This window comes from Treponema sp. UBA7567, assembly GCF_002476655.1.
In the GTDB taxonomy this organism is placed as follows: Bacteria; Spirochaetota; Spirochaetia; order Treponematales; family Treponemataceae; genus Treponema_D.
Genome location: NZ_DLLH01000025.1, coordinates 21,863 through 40,241, shown reverse-complemented (window position 1 = coordinate 40,241; position 18,379 = coordinate 21,863). Strand labels below are relative to the sequence as shown.

Genomic DNA, 18,379 nt, shown 5'->3' with positions numbered 1-18,379 from the left:
AATCGTCTACAAAAGATTTTACAGCGTGCTGCAGCGCATAAGATGAATCGTATTCAATTGCATTTAGAAGTTCAGAATTGCGTGCAAAAAGTTTAGAATAGTGAGAAAGATCGTTTTCTCTCGAAGTTATATAAAGTTCAACCCCGTCTGCAGTGTGGTTAAGATCTTCTATTGTGTTGTCAATCATCTTGCTGTTAAAAATTCCTAGCGAGAGAATGCAGACACCGATTGAACTAATAACTACGCCTGCACCGATAAAAAGCATTAACTTTGTAGAAATTTTCATGTTGCGTTTTGCTTTTGTGTCGAATCGGTCAAGTTCTTTTTTTGCCATTTTTATCCTCTTACATATAAAAAACTATTGTCTCGCCATCTTAAGGAAGCGTTCCATGCCATTCTTTTTGGCAAACTCGTCCTGAATAGGAAGAGCAATAGCTTTGAATGCTGCTGTGTCGATGTCGCTGTTTTCTACAACAACTGCTCCTTCAGCAATAGTTTTTGCTTTAGAACCAGATGCCTGTTCAAAAGTCTTTTGGCGTTCAACCTGTGTAGCGTAAGCGGCGGCCTGTTCAATCCACTTTTTCTGCGATGGAGTAAGCTTATTGAAGAAATCTCCGTTTACAAGCATAAGGCGGGTTGTAAAGTCGTGTTCTGTTTCGCAGATATATTTTCCGTTTTTTGCCTTGTGATGATTTTTTAAGCTCATATTTGTGTAGTCGTTTTCTGCAGAATCAACTTTTCCAGTGTTCAAAGCATCGTAAAGAACGCCCCAGCCGACTGAAGCAGGAATTGCGCCGCAGCCTTTCCAGAACTGCTGCTGAACTGGCGAGCTTCCGATTCGGATTGTCATGCCTTTTAAATCTTTTGGAGAATGAATTGGTTTTTTACCATAATAGTTTCTTACGCCGGCAGACCAGTATCCAAGAATCTGAATTTTGCCGTTTGTTTTCTGGTTTACGATTCCTGCAAGCTCTGAGCCGAACGGACCGTCCAGAACTTTTCCCCAGTGCGCAAAATTGTTAAAAAGATAGTTGAGCGAGAAAATGTCAACTTCTGCGACGCCAAGACTCGTAAGGTATCCTGGAGAAATTACTACGATGTTTGCTTCTCCGCTCTGGAGCTTTTTAAAAAGCTCGCCTTCGTCTTCGCTCATAGTTCCGTTGTAAAGAGTTGCAGTTGCTCCTCCGCCAGAAACTTGCTCAAGTTTGTCCTTAAATGCTTTTGCGCCAAAAGTGTAAGGATTGTCATCTGCGGTCTGATTGTGAGCCAGAGAAACTGTAATTTCGAGGGAGCGTGATTCAGTTTTTTTTGAAGCAGATGTTTTTGTTTTTGCAGAATCTCTTGAGATTACTTTTCCAGCCCGTGCAGCGTGCATTGAAAATGCTGCCGAAAGCATAAGTGCTGCAGCAATAACCGATTTTAAATTTTTTTTCATTTTAATCTCCCATAAAAAGTCAAGATAAAAACTTCAGTTTTAGAATTGACTTTTTAAATTGTTTCGCAGCGAAGTGAGAAACAACAGATGATAAGAAAGTTTGCAACGCAAACTTGTAAAGATAAAAAATTGATTTTTTTAACACATTTTTAATATAAATATAATAATTTATAAAAATAACTCTGTCAAAAAAAATAGATTTTGGTCAAAATTTTATAAAAATTAACAAAAATAATTCCAACATACCAGATTATTGACCTCTTTTTTATTTTTTTTGTAAAATATGATAGCTTAATTTAAAAAAAAGTGGAGGAACCATCTATGAAAGATGTAGCAGAAGCCTTTGACGATTATTGGAAGACTCATTTTGAAAACCTTGTTCTTCCTATAAACCAAAAAAGCGAAATGAAAAAAATTGCTTTTCACGCATACAAAGAAGGTTATAAACGATTTGAACGTGAACATCTGACCGAAAAATCAGAAAACGGCGATACATTTTCCGCTTAATTTTTATCTGGACGAAATTTTTTGTCTAACCGGCTGCTTTGGGTTTGCTCGCGCGCATTGCGGCTGTCAATTTTTGTGTCTGCGAACATATTTTCTGCAAAAAAAACATCAACAGTTTGATATTCATTTTTGACAGCCGCAACTAAAGCCCGCCGCATCCGGCGTAAGAAAAACTTAAAAAATTAAATTTCAGGTTTTTCAGTTGTTTTAATTTTTATAAAAATCCATACACCGAGAATTACCGCAAGCATTCCGCTCAAAAAGTTGCTTATTCCCATTACAATTCCGGCGGATTCGCTTCCGGAATTTGTAAATTTCTGAAGAATAATCAAAACTGGCACCCGGAAAACAAAAATTCGGCAAAAATTCATAAAAAGCGTTATTCTTGTTTTTCCAAAACCGTACATGAGCGACAGAACCGAAGCGTTTATTCCAAGAGGAATTGCGCCCCAGGCTTCCCAACGGTAAATTCCTTTTATCATTTCCTGAAATTTCAGGTTGTCTCCTGCAAAAAATTTCGAAATCTGTTCAAGGCACAAAAGGGAAATACTCATCAAAACAACTCCAATGATAAGGTTGCAGATAAGTTCGCACCAAAAGGCTTTGATTGTCCTGTTAAATTTTTTGGCTCCGCGGTTTTGGCTTATTACGGCGCTTCCGCCTTCCTGAAAACCATTTTGAGGCATAGTCGTAATTCCGCCGATGTTGTTAGAAATTCCGAGGGCGCCGACTGTCTGCGGTCCATAAACCGTGCACATTGAATTTACGATTACTTTTCCCATTGCAAAAGCCGCTTTTTCGATTATTACAGGAATTGAAAGTTTGAGCATTGGATTTACAATTTCACTTTTAAACGAAACCGCTTTTGCCGAAAAACTGAAAAGATTGCCTTTTTTTGTCATTACAACAATTGCTGTAAAAAGAACCGTCAGCTGCGAAATCAAGGTTGCAACTGCAATCGCTGTAATTCCAAGACGAAAAATATATACGAAGATTGCCGTCAATGCGAGCTTTGAGGCGACGATTCCCATATTCATATAAAGAATTCTTTTTGAATTTCCGCGCGCGCGTTCAATCGAAATGTATATGTTGTTAAAAAATGTTATTACAAGCGCAAGAATTTCGATTCTAAAGTAAGTGCTTCCTATTGAAATAAATTCTTCAGGAGTTTTCATAAAACGTAAAAATGCAGAAGCTGCCGGCAAAAGAAAGAGCAAAATTGCGCTGCCCAAAATTGCGCACATTGCAACCATTGTGGAAACTCTCTTGCTTACGAGTTCCCAGTCTCCAGCACCGTACGCTTCGCTTACTTTTATGCTCGCACCGACTGCAAGACCGCTTCCAAGTGCGGAAAGCATAATCTGAATCTGGCCAATGTACGCAACCGAAGAAACTGCCGTTGCAGAAATATGCGCGGCCATCATCGTGTCGAAGACTTTAAAAATTTGTGTAAGGCTCTGGTACAGGGCGAGCGGAATGCAGACATAAAGAATTACATGAAACATATTTCCGTTCAGGGAAAATTCACGGAATTTTTCGTCTTTTTTTGAAAGTTGAACACTCATTTTTTCGTCCTTTATATTTTATTATTTAGATTTTTTAACACAACCTTAATAAATTATATGCCAAAATAAAATGTAAAAAAGCGTGATTTTTATGAAAGATTGCATTAAACTACAGAAAATTTATGATTATCAAAAAACGGTAAAAAAAATGAACCAGAAAGTATTTGACAATGCACGAAACGCATTTTACCGCGACACTGTAAAGGATTTTGACATAGTTTTTAAGAACAAAGAAGTTTCGATGGGAAACAGCCATTATCATCCGTATTTTGAAATTTGCTGCGTAAAAAAAGGACAGTGCAGAATTTTTGTCGACCACAATCTTTTTTTTGTGAATGAAGGCGAAATTGTAATTCTTCCGCCGTCAACCTTGCACAGAAATCAATATGAAAAAGAAATGCCGGCGGAAAGAGTCAATTTGAGTTTTACTCAGGAATTTGTCGAGCCTTTTTTGCGTCTTCTTATGCCGAATTTTTTAGGAAAAACTATGGTTTTGGGAAAGATGAGCTTTTCTGGAAAAGAAAGAAGAGAATTTTTTTATGTTTTGGATTTGCTTTTAAAAGAAAAAGAAAAAAGCGATTTTTACAGCGGCTTGAACATTCACGGACTGATTCTTAGTCTTTTTTCTATGATTGGACGCAACGGAAGCAATATAAAAAAAGAAGAGCTTATTGATCAGACGACGGCTTCGGTTCAGAAAGCTGCAAAATTTATTTTTGAAAACTATGCGCAAAAAATTACGCTTAACGAGGCTGCTGGAATTGCAGGAATGTGCAGCACATATTTTTCTAGAAAATTTATGGAAGTGACAGGCTATGGTTTTAAGGAATACCTGACAAACGTGCGCATAAAGCGAAGCCAGGAAATGCTTATAAATGGAAAACTGACCGTAACGCAGATTGCTTTTGCCTGTGGCTTTGCCGATGCGAATTATTTTGGCGATGCGTTTAGAAAATGCACTGGCTGTTCTCCCAGAGAGTTTCGTAAAAAGTACAATCTGCCTGAAATTTAAAAAGAAAAATAGATTTTTTATAACAGTTTTTTTATTTTACGGGCATGGAATACCGTGTTAGTATTAAATCGTGGTCAGGAAAGAGATGAGGACTTAGCACCGGCCGCACGTAGAGGAGACGCTTATGTTGCCGACAAAAATATCAGACCTTTTAGAGGTCAAAAACTAGACATAATCTACCTGCAGTTACGCAGGAACTGAATATTGTGCCAACAGACTAAATGTGTTTTGTATGGCGTTTATACATACCGGGATGAGCTCCCGGTTTTTTTGTTTTAAACTGAGTTTTTGTTTTTTGAAATTACCAGAAAATCCGCAATTTGTGTTTTTGGAAGAAAATTGTTTATGAACAAAAAAAATTAGCCCTGGCTGTAGCAACGAAGTTGAGGCGGATGCTGAGTTTTGCGAAGCTGCCGCCTCAATGGAGCGGAAGCGGAATTGCGAAAGACGGGTTTGACAAAAAATTGCGCTCCAGAATAGCTCACCTTTAAATAAGATTTTATATGCAAGTTTGGCGTTGTTTATGTTATCATAAGTTTTGAGGTAAGAATTATGTTTGATGATGATATTTATACTACTGGCGATGATGATTTGGACGATTTTGATTACTATGTTTCTTACATCAAGGCTTTGGAAGAGGAGCTGGTAAGCAAAGGCGACATTGTGCGTGAACTTATGGATGAATTTGACATTGAAAAGGACGAGGCTGTAAAAATTCTGAAAAAGTATCTGCGGGAAAAGTCTGACGATGATGATGACGATGAAGAAGATGACATTGTTGAGGACGATGATTATAGCGATGGAAACAGGGAAAATTAATCGTTAAAATATAAAAGCTCTTGTAAAAAGCTTATCATATTGGTAATCTTATAAATGAAGGCGGGTGCGTTGTACCTAAGCCATCTCTCTGGAGAGTCCTTGTAATGTGGCAAGGCGCCGAAGGGTTAAGGTTATAAGAACCGATATCTCAGGCAAACGGACGGAGCTTAAAAAAGTTCTACTCACTCTAGAGAGCCTGCCCGATGAGACAGGCTCTATTTTTTTCTCTGCGCTAGTTTTGCAGGGATTTTTTATTCTCAAGGAGAACACTATGACTTCATCGGTGTTCACAAAAATCAATTCTGTTTTAGATGCTATTGACGGTTTTGTGTGGGGACTTCCTCTCATAATTCTGATTCTTGCAACCGGCATCTTTTTGACAATTAGGCTTAGAGGCGTTCAGTTCTCTCAGCTCAAATTTGCAATTAAATCTATTTTCCGCAAATCTGATTCAAAAGAGGGAGGAGAACTTTCTTCTTTTAAGAGCCTTTGTACTGCGCTTTCTGCAACAATTGGAACTGGAAACATTGTCGGTGTTGCTACCGCCATTGCGCTTGGCGGACCTGGTGCGCTTTTCTGGATGTGGCTTGCCGCGCTTTTGGGAATGGCCACAAAATATTCTGAATGTCTTTTAGCTATTCATTTCCGTGAAGAAAAAGCAGACGGCCATATTCTCGGCGGTCCTTTCTACACTTGTGAAAAAGGAGTTGGCGCAAAATTCCCTCGTCTTGGAAAAGTTCTCGCAATTTTGTTTGCAATCTTCGGAACTATGGTTGGTTTGTTTGGAATCGGAACTTTCAGTCAGGTAAATTCAATCACGACCGCAGTTGAAACATTCTCTTCTACTGTTGTCGGCGGTGCCGCTCTCGCCACTGTTTCAATTCCTGGAATTGGAACATATTCTGTTGTTGTAGTAATTGCTTCTATTGTTCTTGCAATTTTGGCCGCGCTCGTAATCATTGGCGGTCTTAAAAGAATTTCAAATGTTGCGGCTGTAATTGTTCCTGCAATGGCTGTTGTTTATTTTGTGTTTGGTGTTTTTGCAGTTTCTTGCAATATTTCTCATGTTACAGAGGCTTTTGAGAGAATCTTCCAGGGCGCATTTGGCTTTAAGGCTGTTGCCGGTGGCGCTGTAGGCGCAATGATTGTTGCAATGCAGAAAGGTATTGCCCGCGGTATTTTCTCGAACGAAGCCGGACTTGGTTCAGCTCCAATTGCTGCTTCTGCTGCAAAGGTTGATTATGCGGTTCAGCAGGGAATTATCTCAATGACTGGAACTTTCTTTGATACAATCGTAATCTGTACAATCACAGGTCTTACAATTGTAATCGGTGGAATTTTGAATCCTGAAATTCTTGACCCTGAAAAATTCCAGGGATTTGCAATTACAAACGCTGCATTCCACGCTTTGCTTCCACGCATTCCTGGCGTTGTAATTTCGTTTGTTTTGATGGCCTGCCTTATTTTGTTTGCATTTACGACAATATTGGGCTGGGATTATTATTCAGAACGCTGTATCGAATATCTTTCTAAAGGAAAAATGACTCCAGTAAAAATCTACCGTTGGCTTTATATTGCCGCTATTTTTATCGGTCCTTATATGACTGTAAGCGCTGTTTGGACAATTGCCGACATCGTAAACGGACTAATGGCAATTCCAAATATTATTTCTCTTCTCATTTTGAACGGAATTATCGTAAAACTTACAGCAGATTATTTCTCTGGAAAGCGCATCTATTCAATTGGATACGATTTTTGGAACAATCCTGTTGCTGACTCAGAACAAAACTAAAAAAATAGAGTTCAGTTAAAAAATGGAAAATTTCCCCGGAAGGCAGAAGCTTTTCGGGGATTTTTTTTGACAAAATTTTTTGAACGAATTTTGCTGTAAAAAATGTTTTGTGGTAGAATGAGCCTATGAATATTTCTGTTTTTCTTGCGCCAGGGTTTGAAGAAATCGAAGCTCTGACGGTTGTTGATTATTTGCGTCGTGCTGGTCAAAATGTTACGACTGTTAGCGTGCCGGAAGACGGCTGTGTTGATGAGCAGATTGTTGTAAAAGGCAGTCATGGAATTCCTGTTATTGCTGATATTCTGCTTAAAGATTACATAAAAAAACTGGACGGTGAATTGACCGATGCCATTTACTTTCCTGGCGGAATGCCTGGAGCAAAAAACTTAGCAGATAACCAGTTTTTGTTTACTTTTACGATTAGAATGGCGCGAGGTGGAAAAGTTGTTGCTGCAATTTGTGCTGCTCCTGCTGTTGTTCTTGCTCCAACTGGAATTTTGGCTAACCGAAAATGGACATGCTATCCGGAGATGGAAAAAGAACTTGATAAATGGTGTGGAAGTGCGCTAAAAGCTGAAGAATTGACCGAAAATTCAACTCACATAAAAAATGTTCCGTTTGTTTTAGATAACAATGTGCTTACGGGGCGCGGACCTGGAACTGCCGAACAGTTTGCAATGAAATTTGTTGAACTTCTTTGCGGAGAACTTGTTGCAGAAAAAATCCGTCAAGGGGCTTGCCAGAGATAAATTTATAAAACAGTTTGTTTTTTATAAAAAAGGCTGTCTGAAAGTTTGTGGATTTTTTTTTAATTGCCACAGGTTCAGACAGCCATTTTTTTAGTAAAAAATTATGCGTTTTTAGCGCAGTTTTTAATTAAACTACTACGGCCTTACGATGATTTTTGCAAGTTCAGGATTCTTCTCAAGTTCCTTTACAAGTGCAGCCTCGCGCGCCTTGTTTCTGTAAGCTGGATCCTGGAAAGAATATGTGAAGTTTGTGTGAACGTCGTATGTTCCGTTCATGATTGCGAATGCATCTTCTGTCATGACAAGCTCTTCATCTGTAGGAATTACGAAAACCTTTACTTTTGAGTCGTCGGCAGAAATGCAAGTCTCAGCGTTGCCTGTGTTTGCAAGCTCGTTCTTTTTTGTGTCGATTTTTACGCCCATCCACTCAAGACCTTCGAGAGCGCGTCCACGGATCAAAGCAGAGTGCTCGCCGACGCCTGCTGTGTAGACAATCGCGTCAACAGGACCGATTGCAGCCATATAAGCTCCGAAGTATTTCTTAAGGCGGTAAACTTCCATGTCAACTGCGAGCTGAGCGTCTTTGTTTCCTTTTTCTGCAGCGTCAGCAATGTCGCGACGGTCAGAAGAAAGTCCTGTGAGTCCGAGAAGTCCAGATTTCTTGTTCAAAGCGTTGTCCATCTCTTCAACAGTCATTCCTGTCTGGCGCATGATATAGAAAGGAAGAGTAACGTCAACGTCGCCTGTGCGGGTTCCCATAACGAGTCCCTCAATCGGTGTGATTCCCATTGATGTGTCAAAGCAGCATCCGTTCTTGACTGCGCACATAGAAGCGCCGTTTCCAACGTGGGCGATGATTACATTTGTGTCTTTTGGCGCTTTGTGAAGAAGAACAGAAGCGCGTTTTGCTGTGTAGAGGAATGAAGTTCCGTGGAATCCGTAGCGGCGGGCAGCGTATTTCTCGTACCATTCTTTTGGAACAGCGTAGCGGTAGCTTGCAGGAGGCATTGTCTGATGCCAAGCTGTGTCCATAACTGCAACGTGAGGTACATTCGGAAGAACTTTCTGGGCAGCCTCGATTCCCATGATGTTCGCAGGCATGTGGAGAGGTCCGAGCCCGATTACAGAGCGGAATGTGTCCAAAACCTCTGGAGTAACTTTTACAGACTTTGTGAATTTGTCTCCGCCGTGGAGAACGCGGTGTCCTACAGCTCCGATAACGCTCATGTCGGAGATTACGCCGTGGTCTTTGTCTGTGATTGCGTCAAGAATCAGCTCGATTGCTTCTTTGTGTGTCGGACAAGGGCTTTCCTTTACAAACTTGTCTTTTCCCTTCGGCTTATGTGTGATAACAGAGCCAGGAGCAGTAACGCGCTCAACAACGCCCGTAGCCAAAACATCTTTGTTGTCCCAGTCATAAACCTGATACTTGGCTGAAGACGAACCGCAGTTCAATGTAAGAATAACCATTGTTTTTCCTCTTAAAAATGAATTAAAAAAATCTAATGCAATTATAAACTTGTAAAAAACTTTGTTCAATTAAAAATGCTATTATTAGTTGTTTTAACGCTTTGCGCCATTTATGTCCGCTCTTATTTTATTTTGCAATTGCGACGTTGCCCGGCACGGTATAAACAGTTTCTTTAAAATAAATGTTTTTTAACGGATGAATATCGAGAGCATTTGTATACCATCCGCCGATTTCGTTTAGATTTATTGCATGAAGGCTGATTGAGTGGCTAATCGGCATAATCAGTCCGTCGTCAAGCAAGATCTGCTCTGCCTGTCCTAAAATTTTGTAGCGCATTGATTCGTCAGTTTCTTCATCTGCAAGCTTTAGTTTTTCGGTAAATTTTTCATTTGTCCATTTTGTGTGGTTCAGAGTTGAACCTTCGCGGAAAAGTTCCAAAAAAGCCAGCGGATCGGCAAAATCTCCAATCCACGAATAGCTGAAAATATCGTAGTTTAAATACGGAATACTGGAAAGATATTGTTCGTCTGAAATTTTAAATGTTACAAGTTCAACTCCGAGCGGAGCCCATGCTTCTTTTAAAATTGCAGCAAGACCTTTCATGTATTCGTTGTCTGCAATTCCAAAAGTAATCTGAAGTTTTTCGTCCTGCGCAATTCCTGAATTTTTACGGGCTTCTTCCATCAATTCTAGTGCTTCGTCTTCATTGTAATCGACTAAGCCTTCAACTTCCGGGTAGCCAGAAAGCGGATAAACCAAAGTTGATGCTTGAATTAAATTATCGCTTCGCAGTTTGTCCCATGGAACAGCCGTTAAAAGCGCATTTCTAAATTCGGCCTTGTTCCAAACTGGATTTTTGCAGGTAAAAAACAGATATGTTGTTCCAAAAACTGCGCTGAGCTTTACTGCATTTTTGTTTATAAGAGAATTTGCGTCGAATGAAGTCGTTATCCAATCCGTGCGTCCTGTGTTAAAAAGCCAGGAATTTTCTTTTTTGTCATCGGAAATTTTAATTATAACTTGTTCAATCGCGACATTTGGCTCGTCCCAGTAATTTTTGTTTTTTTCGAGAACAAGTTGATTTTTATCCTGTTCTTTGAGAACGTATGCGCCCGAAAAAACTTCCAGATTTCCGGTAAAAACAGAAAATGCGTGGTGGCAGAGAATCCGTGGCAGGTGGGCGGTTGGTGAATTTAAAATTACCGTCAATTTTTGACCGTTTGCCTTTAAACCAATTTCCTCCCCAGAAATTTTATTTTCGCGGTAATCTTTAATTCCTTTTATGCAGTCCAAAAGCGAAGAATAAGGAGCGTCTGGCGTTTTTTGAAGGTGAAGCCAGCTATCAATAACGGTTTGTGCTGTTATTTTTGAGCCGTCGCTTGTTTTTGCGTTGTCCCTGATCGTAAAAGTCCAGCGTTTTTTGTCGCGGGAAATCCTGTATTCGGAAGCAATCGCAGGAATTGGATCCAGAGTTTTTGGGTCGTAGCAAAAAAGACCTTCCTGCAGGGCATTTATAATCTGCGCTTCGTTGGAATAGCTTGAAGTGTGCGGATTTAAATCCAGATGATGAGCTGGAGAAGAAAATATAAAAGTCCGCTGGATTTCAGGATTGAATTTTTTGAGAGCTTTTTCTTCGTTTTCGGAATTTGGCTCAAATTCATTCATAAAATTTTCTATGTCTTCATCTTCGTTTTCTTGATTTTGTGGATTCTGCGGAAAATTTTGTGCAAAATTGAACGAAAACAAGCCGACTGTAAGTAAAACTGCGGCTGAACTTTTTTTAAGCATTTGTAATTCCTAATTTTCTTAATTGAGCTTCTTCTTCGATGTATGCCGTGTATTCGGAGCGGCGCTGGTTTGCCTTTACGATTGAATTTTTTAAGGCCGTAATTTCCATTTTTAAACCTTTGATTTTTGAACGGTTTTGTGGAAGAGGTGCGCTTTTGAAAAATTCGTCGAGTCCGTTTAAAATTTTGAGCATTTTATTACATTCAAGAATCTGCTGGTTTACATATTCAAGAATTTTTTCTTCGCTTTGCTGGGCAATTTTTTCGTAAAGGGGCGCTTTTCTTATTCCTGCCGAAGCGTATCTTCTTGAGCGCAATTCCAGGTCGCGTACGAGCTGCTGATAGTCGATTTTTTCGTGGCGAACTGTGTCTGTTGTCTGATCGGTAATCGAAATCTGATAAAAAACAGGTTTTTCTTCTATATTGAATGCTTTTCGGATCGCTTTTTTGAGTTTTTCAAAAAATGAGTTGTGCTCGCTTTCCAAAACTTCATGGTTTTCTATAATTTTTTCTTTTACCTGAGAAATCTGACCCGGCATTGCGCCAAAGACTCTGAGCGCAACCAAAAGAATTGATTTTGTATCGATTTTTTCTTCTGAGTCTTGTGCGCTGGAATTTTCAACTTCGAGCTTTTTTAAAAGTGCTTTTTGAAGATTTTCTTTGTCGGGAGAATGATCTTCGGCAATAATTTCTTCAATCAGTTCGTTGTAATATGGAGTTTTTCCCATCGTTGCTTGAAAAAGTTTTTTTATTTGAACTTTTTCGTCGTCAGGATTCGACGCGGCTTTTTCCATATCGAAAGAAGGATGAGCCATTATGTTTTTGCGGATATTTCCTTTATAAAATTCCCTCTGAAATTCCGTAAGCGCCTTTAAACTTTTGTTGATTGCAAGAACTGCTTTGCCTGCTTTTGAAATGCTGTCGTTTATCATGTTTACGGTTAAAGCGTCTGCTCCCTGCTTTGCGTTAAAAAGCATAGTTGCAATTGTTCTTGTGTTTATGTTTGTTGAATTTACGGAGAATGAGTTCCATTGGATTGCATTGTTTAAATCAATCAATTTTTTAATATTAGAAATCTGCAAATTTGAAACTGAAAACTTGTAATAGTTGCAGAGAAAGTCCAAAGTGCTGTCATAATCGGAAAGCCTCATTCCTATAATCATTGAGCGTTCGTTGTCTGTAAAAGGCGAATTTTCCGGCGGAACAATGTCCGAAATTTTCTTGTCGTTTTTGTAAGGATCGGGCGTGATTAGGGATTTTTTTAAAAGAAACTCATAGAGCGTTTTTTCGCAAGTGTGCATGAGGCGATACTGTTCAAGCACATTTTGCAATTCCCGTGAGTTGAACCAATCCGTTTTTTTATCAATTGCGGCAATTAACTGTTCTGAAAATTTTTTCTCTGACATACTTATATTATCGGCTTTTTTTGGAAAATCTACAATCTTTCTATAATTGTATAATGCAAACAAATCAAAAACCTGTATAAGTTGAAACAAAGTCCGCAAAGCGATATTCTATGAAGAAAAGATAAAAAAATTGGTCTTTATACAAAGAGGTATTTTTATGGCAGAAAATGAAAAGTTACAGATTATTCGCCATTCGTGTGCGCATGTAATGGCAGAAGCAGTTAAACATATTTTTCCTGGAACAAAAATCGCAATTGGTCCTGCAATCGACAACGGATTTTATTACGATTTTGATTTTCCGACAGACCATAAAATAACCGAAGATGATTTTGCTGCTGTTGAAAAAGAAATGAGAAAAATCATTTCTTCTGGAGCAAAATTTGTTCGCAAGGAAATTTCAAAAGACGAAGCTTTGAAAATTTTTGCTGATGAACCTTACAAAGTTGAAATTATCAATGATTTGCCGCAAGATGCAACAATTTCCACTTATGAGCAGGACGGCTATATTGATCTTTGCCGTGGCCCTCATGTTGCCACGACAAAAGAAATCAATGCTCAGGCTTTTAAACTTCATAAAATTGCAGGGGCTTACTGGCGTGGAAATTCTGATCGTCCTATGCTTACTCGTGTTTACGCGCTTTGTTTTGAAAAACCGAATGATTTAAAAGAATATCTTGAAATGCTTGCAGAGGCAGAAAAGCGCGACCACCGCAAACTCGGCGTAGAAATGGATTTATTCCATCTTGAGCCGGAAGATCCTGGCCAGATTTTCTGGCATCCAAACGGCTGGACAATTTACACAGTTATTCAGGATTATATGCGCAAAATGGTAAGACGCGATGGCTATCAGGAAGTAAATACTCCTGCGATAATGCCGCGTACTCTTTGGGAACGTTCTGGACACTGGGGACACTACCAGCGCAATATGTTTATTACTGAGTCGGAAAAAAGACTTTTTGCAATCAAGCCAATGAACTGTCCTGGCGCCCTCGAAATTTTTAAGAGCCGTCTCCGCACTTACAAAGACTTGCCTATGCGCCTTGCAGAATTTGGCCATGATGTGCGCAACGAGCCTTCTGGAACCTTGCATGGAATTATGCGTGTGCGTGGTTTTGTTCAGGATGATGCCCATATTATTTGTACGGAAGAGCAGGTTGCGGCAGAAGTTGCAAAATTCTGTAAACTTCTAAAAAGAGTTTATCACGACTTTGGTTTTGACGATTTAGTTGTAAAATTTTCAACAATGCCGGAAGACCACGTTGGCGACCTTGCAACTTGGCAGCGTGCAGAAAAAGCGTTGTCCGATGCCTGCCACGAAGCCGGACTTAATTACGAAATTCAGCCGGGAGAAGGCGCATTCTACGGTCCAAAACTTGAATTTAAGCTTTACGACTGTCTTGGACGCGAATGGCAGTGCGGTACGATACAGGCGGATTTCCAGTTGCCGTCAGCAGAACGCCTTGATGCGACATACATTGGCTCTGACAACCAGAAACATCATCCGGTAATGCTTCACAGAGCGATTTTGGGTTCAATTGAACGTTTCCTTGGGATTTTGATTGAAAACTTTGCCGGGAATTTCCCGACATGGCTTGCATTTGAACAGGCAGCGGTTGTTCCAGTAAAAAATGAATTTGACGATTATGCAAAAGAAGTAAATGAAGCTCTTCTTGGTTCAGATATTCGCTCAAATGCTTATACTTCTGACGAAAATATGCGCCAGAAAATCAAGATGATTACAAAGGAACACAAAACTCCTTATATTCTTGTTGTCGGTGAAAACGAGAAAAATGAAAAAACTGTAAGCGTACGCTTCCGTCAGAGCAGCGGACTTGAACAAAAAACAATGAAGCTTGAAGATTTTATTGCTTATGTTCAGGAAAAAGTAAATTCACATTCGACAGAAATTTAATGCGGTAGCGCTGGTAGGGGCGGCGTAAGCCGTTCAAAAAAATACCGCGGTTACAAACCGCGGTATTTTTTTTGAATGAAACCCCGGACATAGCGGCAGATTTTGGGCAAATGCTCAAAATCTGCACCGCCCGGATTATTTTGGACTGATTTTTATTCCTAAGGAAAAAATCGCCGTGTCAAAAGCGCGTCCGTCCAAAATTGCGCCGAGCGGAAAGTAGATTTTTGCTTCCAGCCCAGCCAGATAGTTTTTTGTAAATGCGCGTTGCCAGGAAATGTTTAAGTTTGGATAGAGAAAATTTAAGTTTTTGTAAAACCAGCGGTTGATTGATTTTATGTCGTCGCCTGCTGTTGAATTTGTTTCTCCTCCTGTGTCGTCTGAATTAACTCCGTCTGCAAGAAAGGAAAATCGAGCCAAAAATCCCAATCCTCCGCCAAGCTGGAAAATGTCTTTTTTGAGGCGAAAAATATGAGTCGTGTTTAAGTCGAGCAAAAACGAGAGAGCAAGGGCTGTCCTGTTTTCGATTTCGGAGGGGCGCGCGCATTCGCCGTCCCAGAGATAATAATTTGTAAAAAAAGTGAGCTTTGGCTGAAAATTCAGAAATTTGTGGTTAAAAAGGTCAAATCCCGCTCCAAATGCGAACGAAACTGGGCTTGGAGAGGTTTTTCTGTCTGTATTTACATAAACTGAAGGTCCGAGAGTAAAGAAAAACAGGTTTTTGGGGAGTTTTATTTTTGCTTTTTCGAAGTCTTCGATTTTTGTGAGGATTTTGCCGTCATCTTCTGACTGCGTTTTTGAGAAATTTTGTTCTGTCTGTCCGAAGCAAAAAAAAGAAAGTGAAAAAAATAAAAAAATGAACGGAAATTTCTTATAAAACGTTTTATTTTTCATTGTACAAAACCTTTTTTAGGTCCACCGTCAAAAATCCAGAACGGCCCGTCTTGTAAAAATCGCTTTCTTCCCAGGCAACGGCAAGGGTTGCTCCGCTTATGCAGAACGGCCCGTAAATATAGTTTTGTGGAAGTTTTGGAAGGCGGAATGCCGCGTTTTTGCCGTTGTTCAAAATCGGTTCACCGTCCAAAGCTCCGTTAAAATATGTGGTTCCGTCAGAAAAAACAGCGCAAATCCAGTCGTCTGCAATTATTGCGTGTGCGTTTATAAGAAAAGAATTTTCTGAGCTTTCTGCGTTTTTCTCGCCAAAATCTGAGCCGGAAATAAAGGTTTTTGGAGAAGTTCCGCCGGAGTTTTTACATTCAACCGAAAAAGAAAAATTTTGCGGGATTGAAGACAAAAGCGAGCGCAGGCGTCTTGGTGAATCTGAAATTTTTTTTGGAGAATTAAGAAGCCTGTAATTTTCTTCTGAAGTTTCCTGAATCGTAATTTTTTCGTCTTTTGTAAATGGCGAAAGTCTTTCGAGCGAAGAATTTGCGGAAAAATTTATGTAGGTAAATTCGGTTTTAGAATTATTTATTTTTTTTATGGAAGAAAAAAATGAATTTCCGTCAAAAAAAGTTCCTGTGATTTCTCCTCCGCCGCTAAGCCTTAAATCTCCGTAAGTAACAACCGGATAAAAAGCCTTTAATTCCTGAGAAATTCTCACCAAAAAAGGGCGGTTTGAATCTTGAGCGCTGCTGTTTTCGGAAAGAGAGGCCTCCTTGTTAAAAAATGATGAGCGGCTCAATGTAAAATATGGATTTTCGTTGTCAAAAATCAGGTTTGAAGCTGTCGAATTGGAAAAAAGCTCGTAATCTTGAATCAAAACCGGCTGAACCTGCTGGCTTTCGTTTTTTGCAAAGTGGATTACGCCAAGCCTGTTTACGAGCATGTAGCCGCTTTTGTCGGCCGCAGTGTTTGCATCGCTTGCACGCAAAGTTTCTGTCCAAGGTTTTAAGCTCGAAATTCCTGATTGCTGAGGAAGAGAAGTCTGTTCAAAACCGTTTTCCGTAAAAAAATACCAATTGTGGTGTTTTGTGTTTTCTGGAATTTGAGAAAACGTAGCCTTATTTTGTTTTGAGCAGCCTGCAAAAATCAAAAGACTTGCCGAAACTGCCGCCGTAAATAAAAAATTCTGCTTCATTTGTATTTATATCGGCCGTTTTCGAGATTTTTTTTAGATTTTTGGAGCGCATGGCATGGTCTAGCCCGCTCTTGCTGCAAGTCCTCCTTCGCTCCGCTCGTCCGGTCTTTCCGTGGCGATCCGGGCTAAGTTTTTCTCTAAAAACGCGCAGTTTCCTCATTTTTTTTGCATCTTTGCTTAACCGTTTTTTTTGCTTTTCCATGTCGCCTTAATTTGCTAAAATAATTCCACTTTTTTATTGAGGTTTTTTTATGGAACTAAAATGGGTTATTTTGGCACTTGCCGTCTTAATGTACGCGCTTGTAATCGTCTTTCAGGACAAAAAAGTGTGGTTTACGACATTTGCCGGAATTTTATGCATTGTGCTCGGAATGATTTTTCCGGGCGTTATTTTTGGTTCTGCAGAAGGACATGTTTCACGTCTTTTTGCTTTGACAAACGCTTTCGGTACCTTGATTAACTGGAACGTTCTTATGATTTATGTCGGCGCAATGACGATTGCGGCTCTTTTCTTGTATTCAAAAGTTCCTGCAAAAATTGCCGACTGGCTTGTTTCCATTGCGCCTTCGACAGGAGTTGCGATTGTCCTTATCCTTGCAATGACCGGAATTATTTCGATTTTTGTCGAAAACGTTGCGACTGTTCTTGTTATGGCTCCAATTGCGCTGAGTCTCTGCAAAAAATTAAAAATGAACCCGACAATGTTTATGGTCGGTCTCGCTGTTATGTCAAATCTCGAAGGAACAGCAACCCTTGTAGGCGATCCCCCGAGCATGATTTTTGCCGCGGTTGCAAATTACAATTTTAACGACTTTTTTATTCACGAAGGAAAACTTTCCATATTCTTTGTTGTTCAGACAGGACTTCTTGCAGGCTGTATTTTCTTCTATATGGTGTTTGCGCATTTAAAGGACAAATCTGCTGTTCAAAGCGAGCCTGTTCTCTCAGCCTTTCCTGCCGCTTTAATGCTTGTCATGATTTTCGGGCTTGCGGCTCTTTCTTTTGCAAGTTCTACCCTTGCAAAAATTGTTCCTGAATGCATAATGAACCTTTCTTCCGGGCTTTTTGTAATAATTTTGGCGGCAATAGGAGTTTTGTGGTATTCTGCAAAACAGAAAAAGAACAAAAGCGAAGTCTGGACTTTGATAAAGGAGCTTGACTGGGAAACAATTTTCTTTCTGATGGGAATTTTCGTTGTCGTTGGAGCAATCAGCGGAGTAGGGCTTTTAAAAGAATTTGCAAATTTTCTTGTTCACTTCTGCGGCGGAAGTAAATTTTTGGGCTTTGTTGTAATTCTTGCAGTGAGCATTTTGATTTCTGGATTTGTGGACAACGTTCCTTACATTATGGTTATGCTTCCTGTCGCTCAGCAGATGGGCGCCGGACTAGGAATGGGAGCCGACCTTTTTATGTTTGCACTGCTCGTTGGCTCTTGTCTTGGCGGAAACCTCACTCCTTTTGGAGCAAGCGCAAATGTTGTGGCCATGGGAATCGTCAAAAACGAAGGCTATCCAATGTCATTTGCAAAATGGCTAAAAGTCGGAGGAAGTTTTACAATTATTACAACAACAGCCTCGGCAGTCGTTCTTTGGCTTTTGTGGAGCTAAAAACTAAAAATCGCAAAAACGTGCAAAAACGGGATGCAGTTAAAAAAGCATCTCGTTTTTTTTATTTAAAACTTTGGAGCGAGATAGCTCTCAAACCGTCCTTCCGCAATTCGGTAACCCTCAGCCGCTTCGGGCCGCCTTTGGCGTTGCTCCAGCACGGGCTAAGTATTGCTTAAAAAAAATCTTTGGTTCTTTAGGTTAAATATTTAATTATTTAAACTTATTTCAAATTTTTATAAG

The 18,379-nt window shown here is 39.8% G+C and carries 15 protein-coding genes and 1 riboswitch; of the genes, 7 read left to right on the top strand and 8 right to left on the bottom strand.

The genetic code is table 11. The features are described 5' to 3' along the window. Both B3Y13_RS02810 and B3Y13_RS02805 read right to left on the bottom strand, forming a co-directional pair. On the bottom strand, positions 1 to 334 hold a 334-nt coding region (locus B3Y13_RS02810; protein WP_296692601.1), incomplete at its 3' end, for a hypothetical protein. A gap of 24 nt (positions 335 to 358) precedes the next feature. Continuing rightward, positions 359 to 1,435, bottom strand: coding sequence for a TRAP transporter substrate-binding protein (locus B3Y13_RS02805; protein ID WP_296692599.1), 1,077 nt, complete (start codon positions 1,433 to 1,435; stop codon positions 359 to 361). A 321-nt stretch (positions 1,436 to 1,756) separates the two neighbouring features. Between B3Y13_RS02805 and B3Y13_RS02800 the strand changes: the two genes are divergently transcribed. Continuing rightward, positions 1,757 to 1,942 (top strand): hypothetical protein, encoded by a 186-nt coding sequence (locus B3Y13_RS02800; RefSeq protein WP_296023460.1) that lies wholly within the window; start codon positions 1,757 to 1,759, stop codon positions 1,940 to 1,942. A gap of 182 nt (positions 1,943 to 2,124) precedes the next feature. Here B3Y13_RS02800 and B3Y13_RS02795 read toward each other — a convergent pair whose 3' ends face one another. Then, a complete protein-coding gene (locus B3Y13_RS02795; RefSeq protein WP_296692597.1) occupies positions 2,125 to 3,507 on the bottom strand; it encodes an MATE family efflux transporter in 1,383 nt (460 codons plus the stop codon). Between the two features lie 91 nt (positions 3,508 to 3,598). On the opposite strand from B3Y13_RS02795, the gene B3Y13_RS02790 reads away from it, so the two are divergent. The 4 genes from B3Y13_RS02790 (at position 3,599) to B3Y13_RS02775 (ending at position 7,879) form a co-directional block, all read left to right on the top strand. Beyond that, positions 3,599 to 4,519, top strand: a complete 921-nt coding sequence (locus B3Y13_RS02790) for an AraC family transcriptional regulator (RefSeq protein WP_296692593.1) — start codon at positions 3,599 to 3,601, stop codon at positions 4,517 to 4,519. A gap of 552 nt (positions 4,520 to 5,071) precedes the next feature. Then, the gene (locus tag B3Y13_RS02785) at positions 5,072 to 5,338 is read left to right on the top strand and encodes a hypothetical protein (protein WP_296669207.1); all 267 of its coding nucleotides are present in this window, start codon (positions 5,072 to 5,074) and stop codon (positions 5,336 to 5,338) included. Positions 5,339 to 5,416: 78 nt separating this feature from the next. Then, positions 5,417 to 5,512: riboswitch (glycine riboswitch) on the top strand. A gap of 97 nt (positions 5,513 to 5,609) precedes the next feature. Further along, on the top strand, positions 5,610 to 7,130 hold the full coding sequence (locus B3Y13_RS02780) for an alanine/glycine:cation symporter family protein (RefSeq protein ID WP_296692589.1): 1,521 nt from the start codon (positions 5,610 to 5,612) through the stop codon (positions 7,128 to 7,130). Between the two features lie 125 nt (positions 7,131 to 7,255). After that, positions 7,256 to 7,879, top strand: a complete 624-nt coding sequence (locus B3Y13_RS02775; RefSeq protein ID WP_296023440.1) for a DJ-1 family glyoxalase III — start codon at positions 7,256 to 7,258, stop codon at positions 7,877 to 7,879. A 135-nt stretch (positions 7,880 to 8,014) separates the two neighbouring features. On the opposite strand, the gene B3Y13_RS02770 is transcribed toward B3Y13_RS02775, so the two are convergent. From B3Y13_RS02770 to B3Y13_RS02760, 3 genes are all read right to left on the bottom strand, one after another. Beyond that, positions 8,015 to 9,349: an acetate kinase gene (locus B3Y13_RS02770; protein ID WP_296692586.1), complete on the bottom strand. Its 1,335-nt coding sequence runs from the start codon at positions 9,347 to 9,349 to the stop codon at positions 8,015 to 8,017. Positions 9,350 to 9,476: 127 nt separating this feature from the next. Continuing rightward, positions 9,477 to 11,138: a peptide ABC transporter substrate-binding protein gene (locus B3Y13_RS02765; protein WP_296692584.1), complete on the bottom strand. Its 1,662-nt coding sequence runs from the start codon at positions 11,136 to 11,138 to the stop codon at positions 9,477 to 9,479. After that, entirely contained in the window at positions 11,131 to 12,543 is a 1,413-nt protein-coding gene (locus B3Y13_RS02760) for a hypothetical protein (protein ID WP_296692581.1), read from the bottom strand. Before B3Y13_RS02760 ends, B3Y13_RS02765 begins: the two co-directional genes overlap by 8 nt. Positions 12,544 to 12,700: 157 nt before the next feature. Between B3Y13_RS02760 and thrS the strand changes: the two genes are divergently transcribed. After that, positions 12,701 to 14,455, top strand: coding sequence for a threonine--tRNA ligase (gene thrS / locus B3Y13_RS02755; protein WP_296667505.1), 1,755 nt, complete (start codon positions 12,701 to 12,703; stop codon positions 14,453 to 14,455). A gap of 135 nt (positions 14,456 to 14,590) precedes the next feature. On the opposite strand, the gene B3Y13_RS02750 is transcribed toward thrS, so the two are convergent. Continuing rightward, positions 14,591 to 15,346 (bottom strand): hypothetical protein, encoded by a 756-nt coding sequence (locus tag B3Y13_RS02750; protein WP_296692578.1) that lies wholly within the window; start codon positions 15,344 to 15,346, stop codon positions 14,591 to 14,593. After that, positions 15,336 to 16,532 (bottom strand): hypothetical protein, encoded by a 1,197-nt coding sequence (locus B3Y13_RS02745; protein ID WP_296692575.1) that lies wholly within the window; start codon positions 16,530 to 16,532, stop codon positions 15,336 to 15,338. The genes B3Y13_RS02750 and B3Y13_RS02745 overlap by 11 nt, the downstream gene beginning before the upstream one ends. A 251-nt stretch (positions 16,533 to 16,783) precedes the next feature. On the opposite strand from B3Y13_RS02745, the gene B3Y13_RS02740 reads away from it, so the two are divergent. Beyond that, positions 16,784 to 18,139: an SLC13 family permease gene (locus tag B3Y13_RS02740; protein WP_296692572.1), complete on the top strand. Its 1,356-nt coding sequence runs from the start codon at positions 16,784 to 16,786 to the stop codon at positions 18,137 to 18,139. Positions 18,140 to 18,379: the final 240 nt, after the last annotated feature.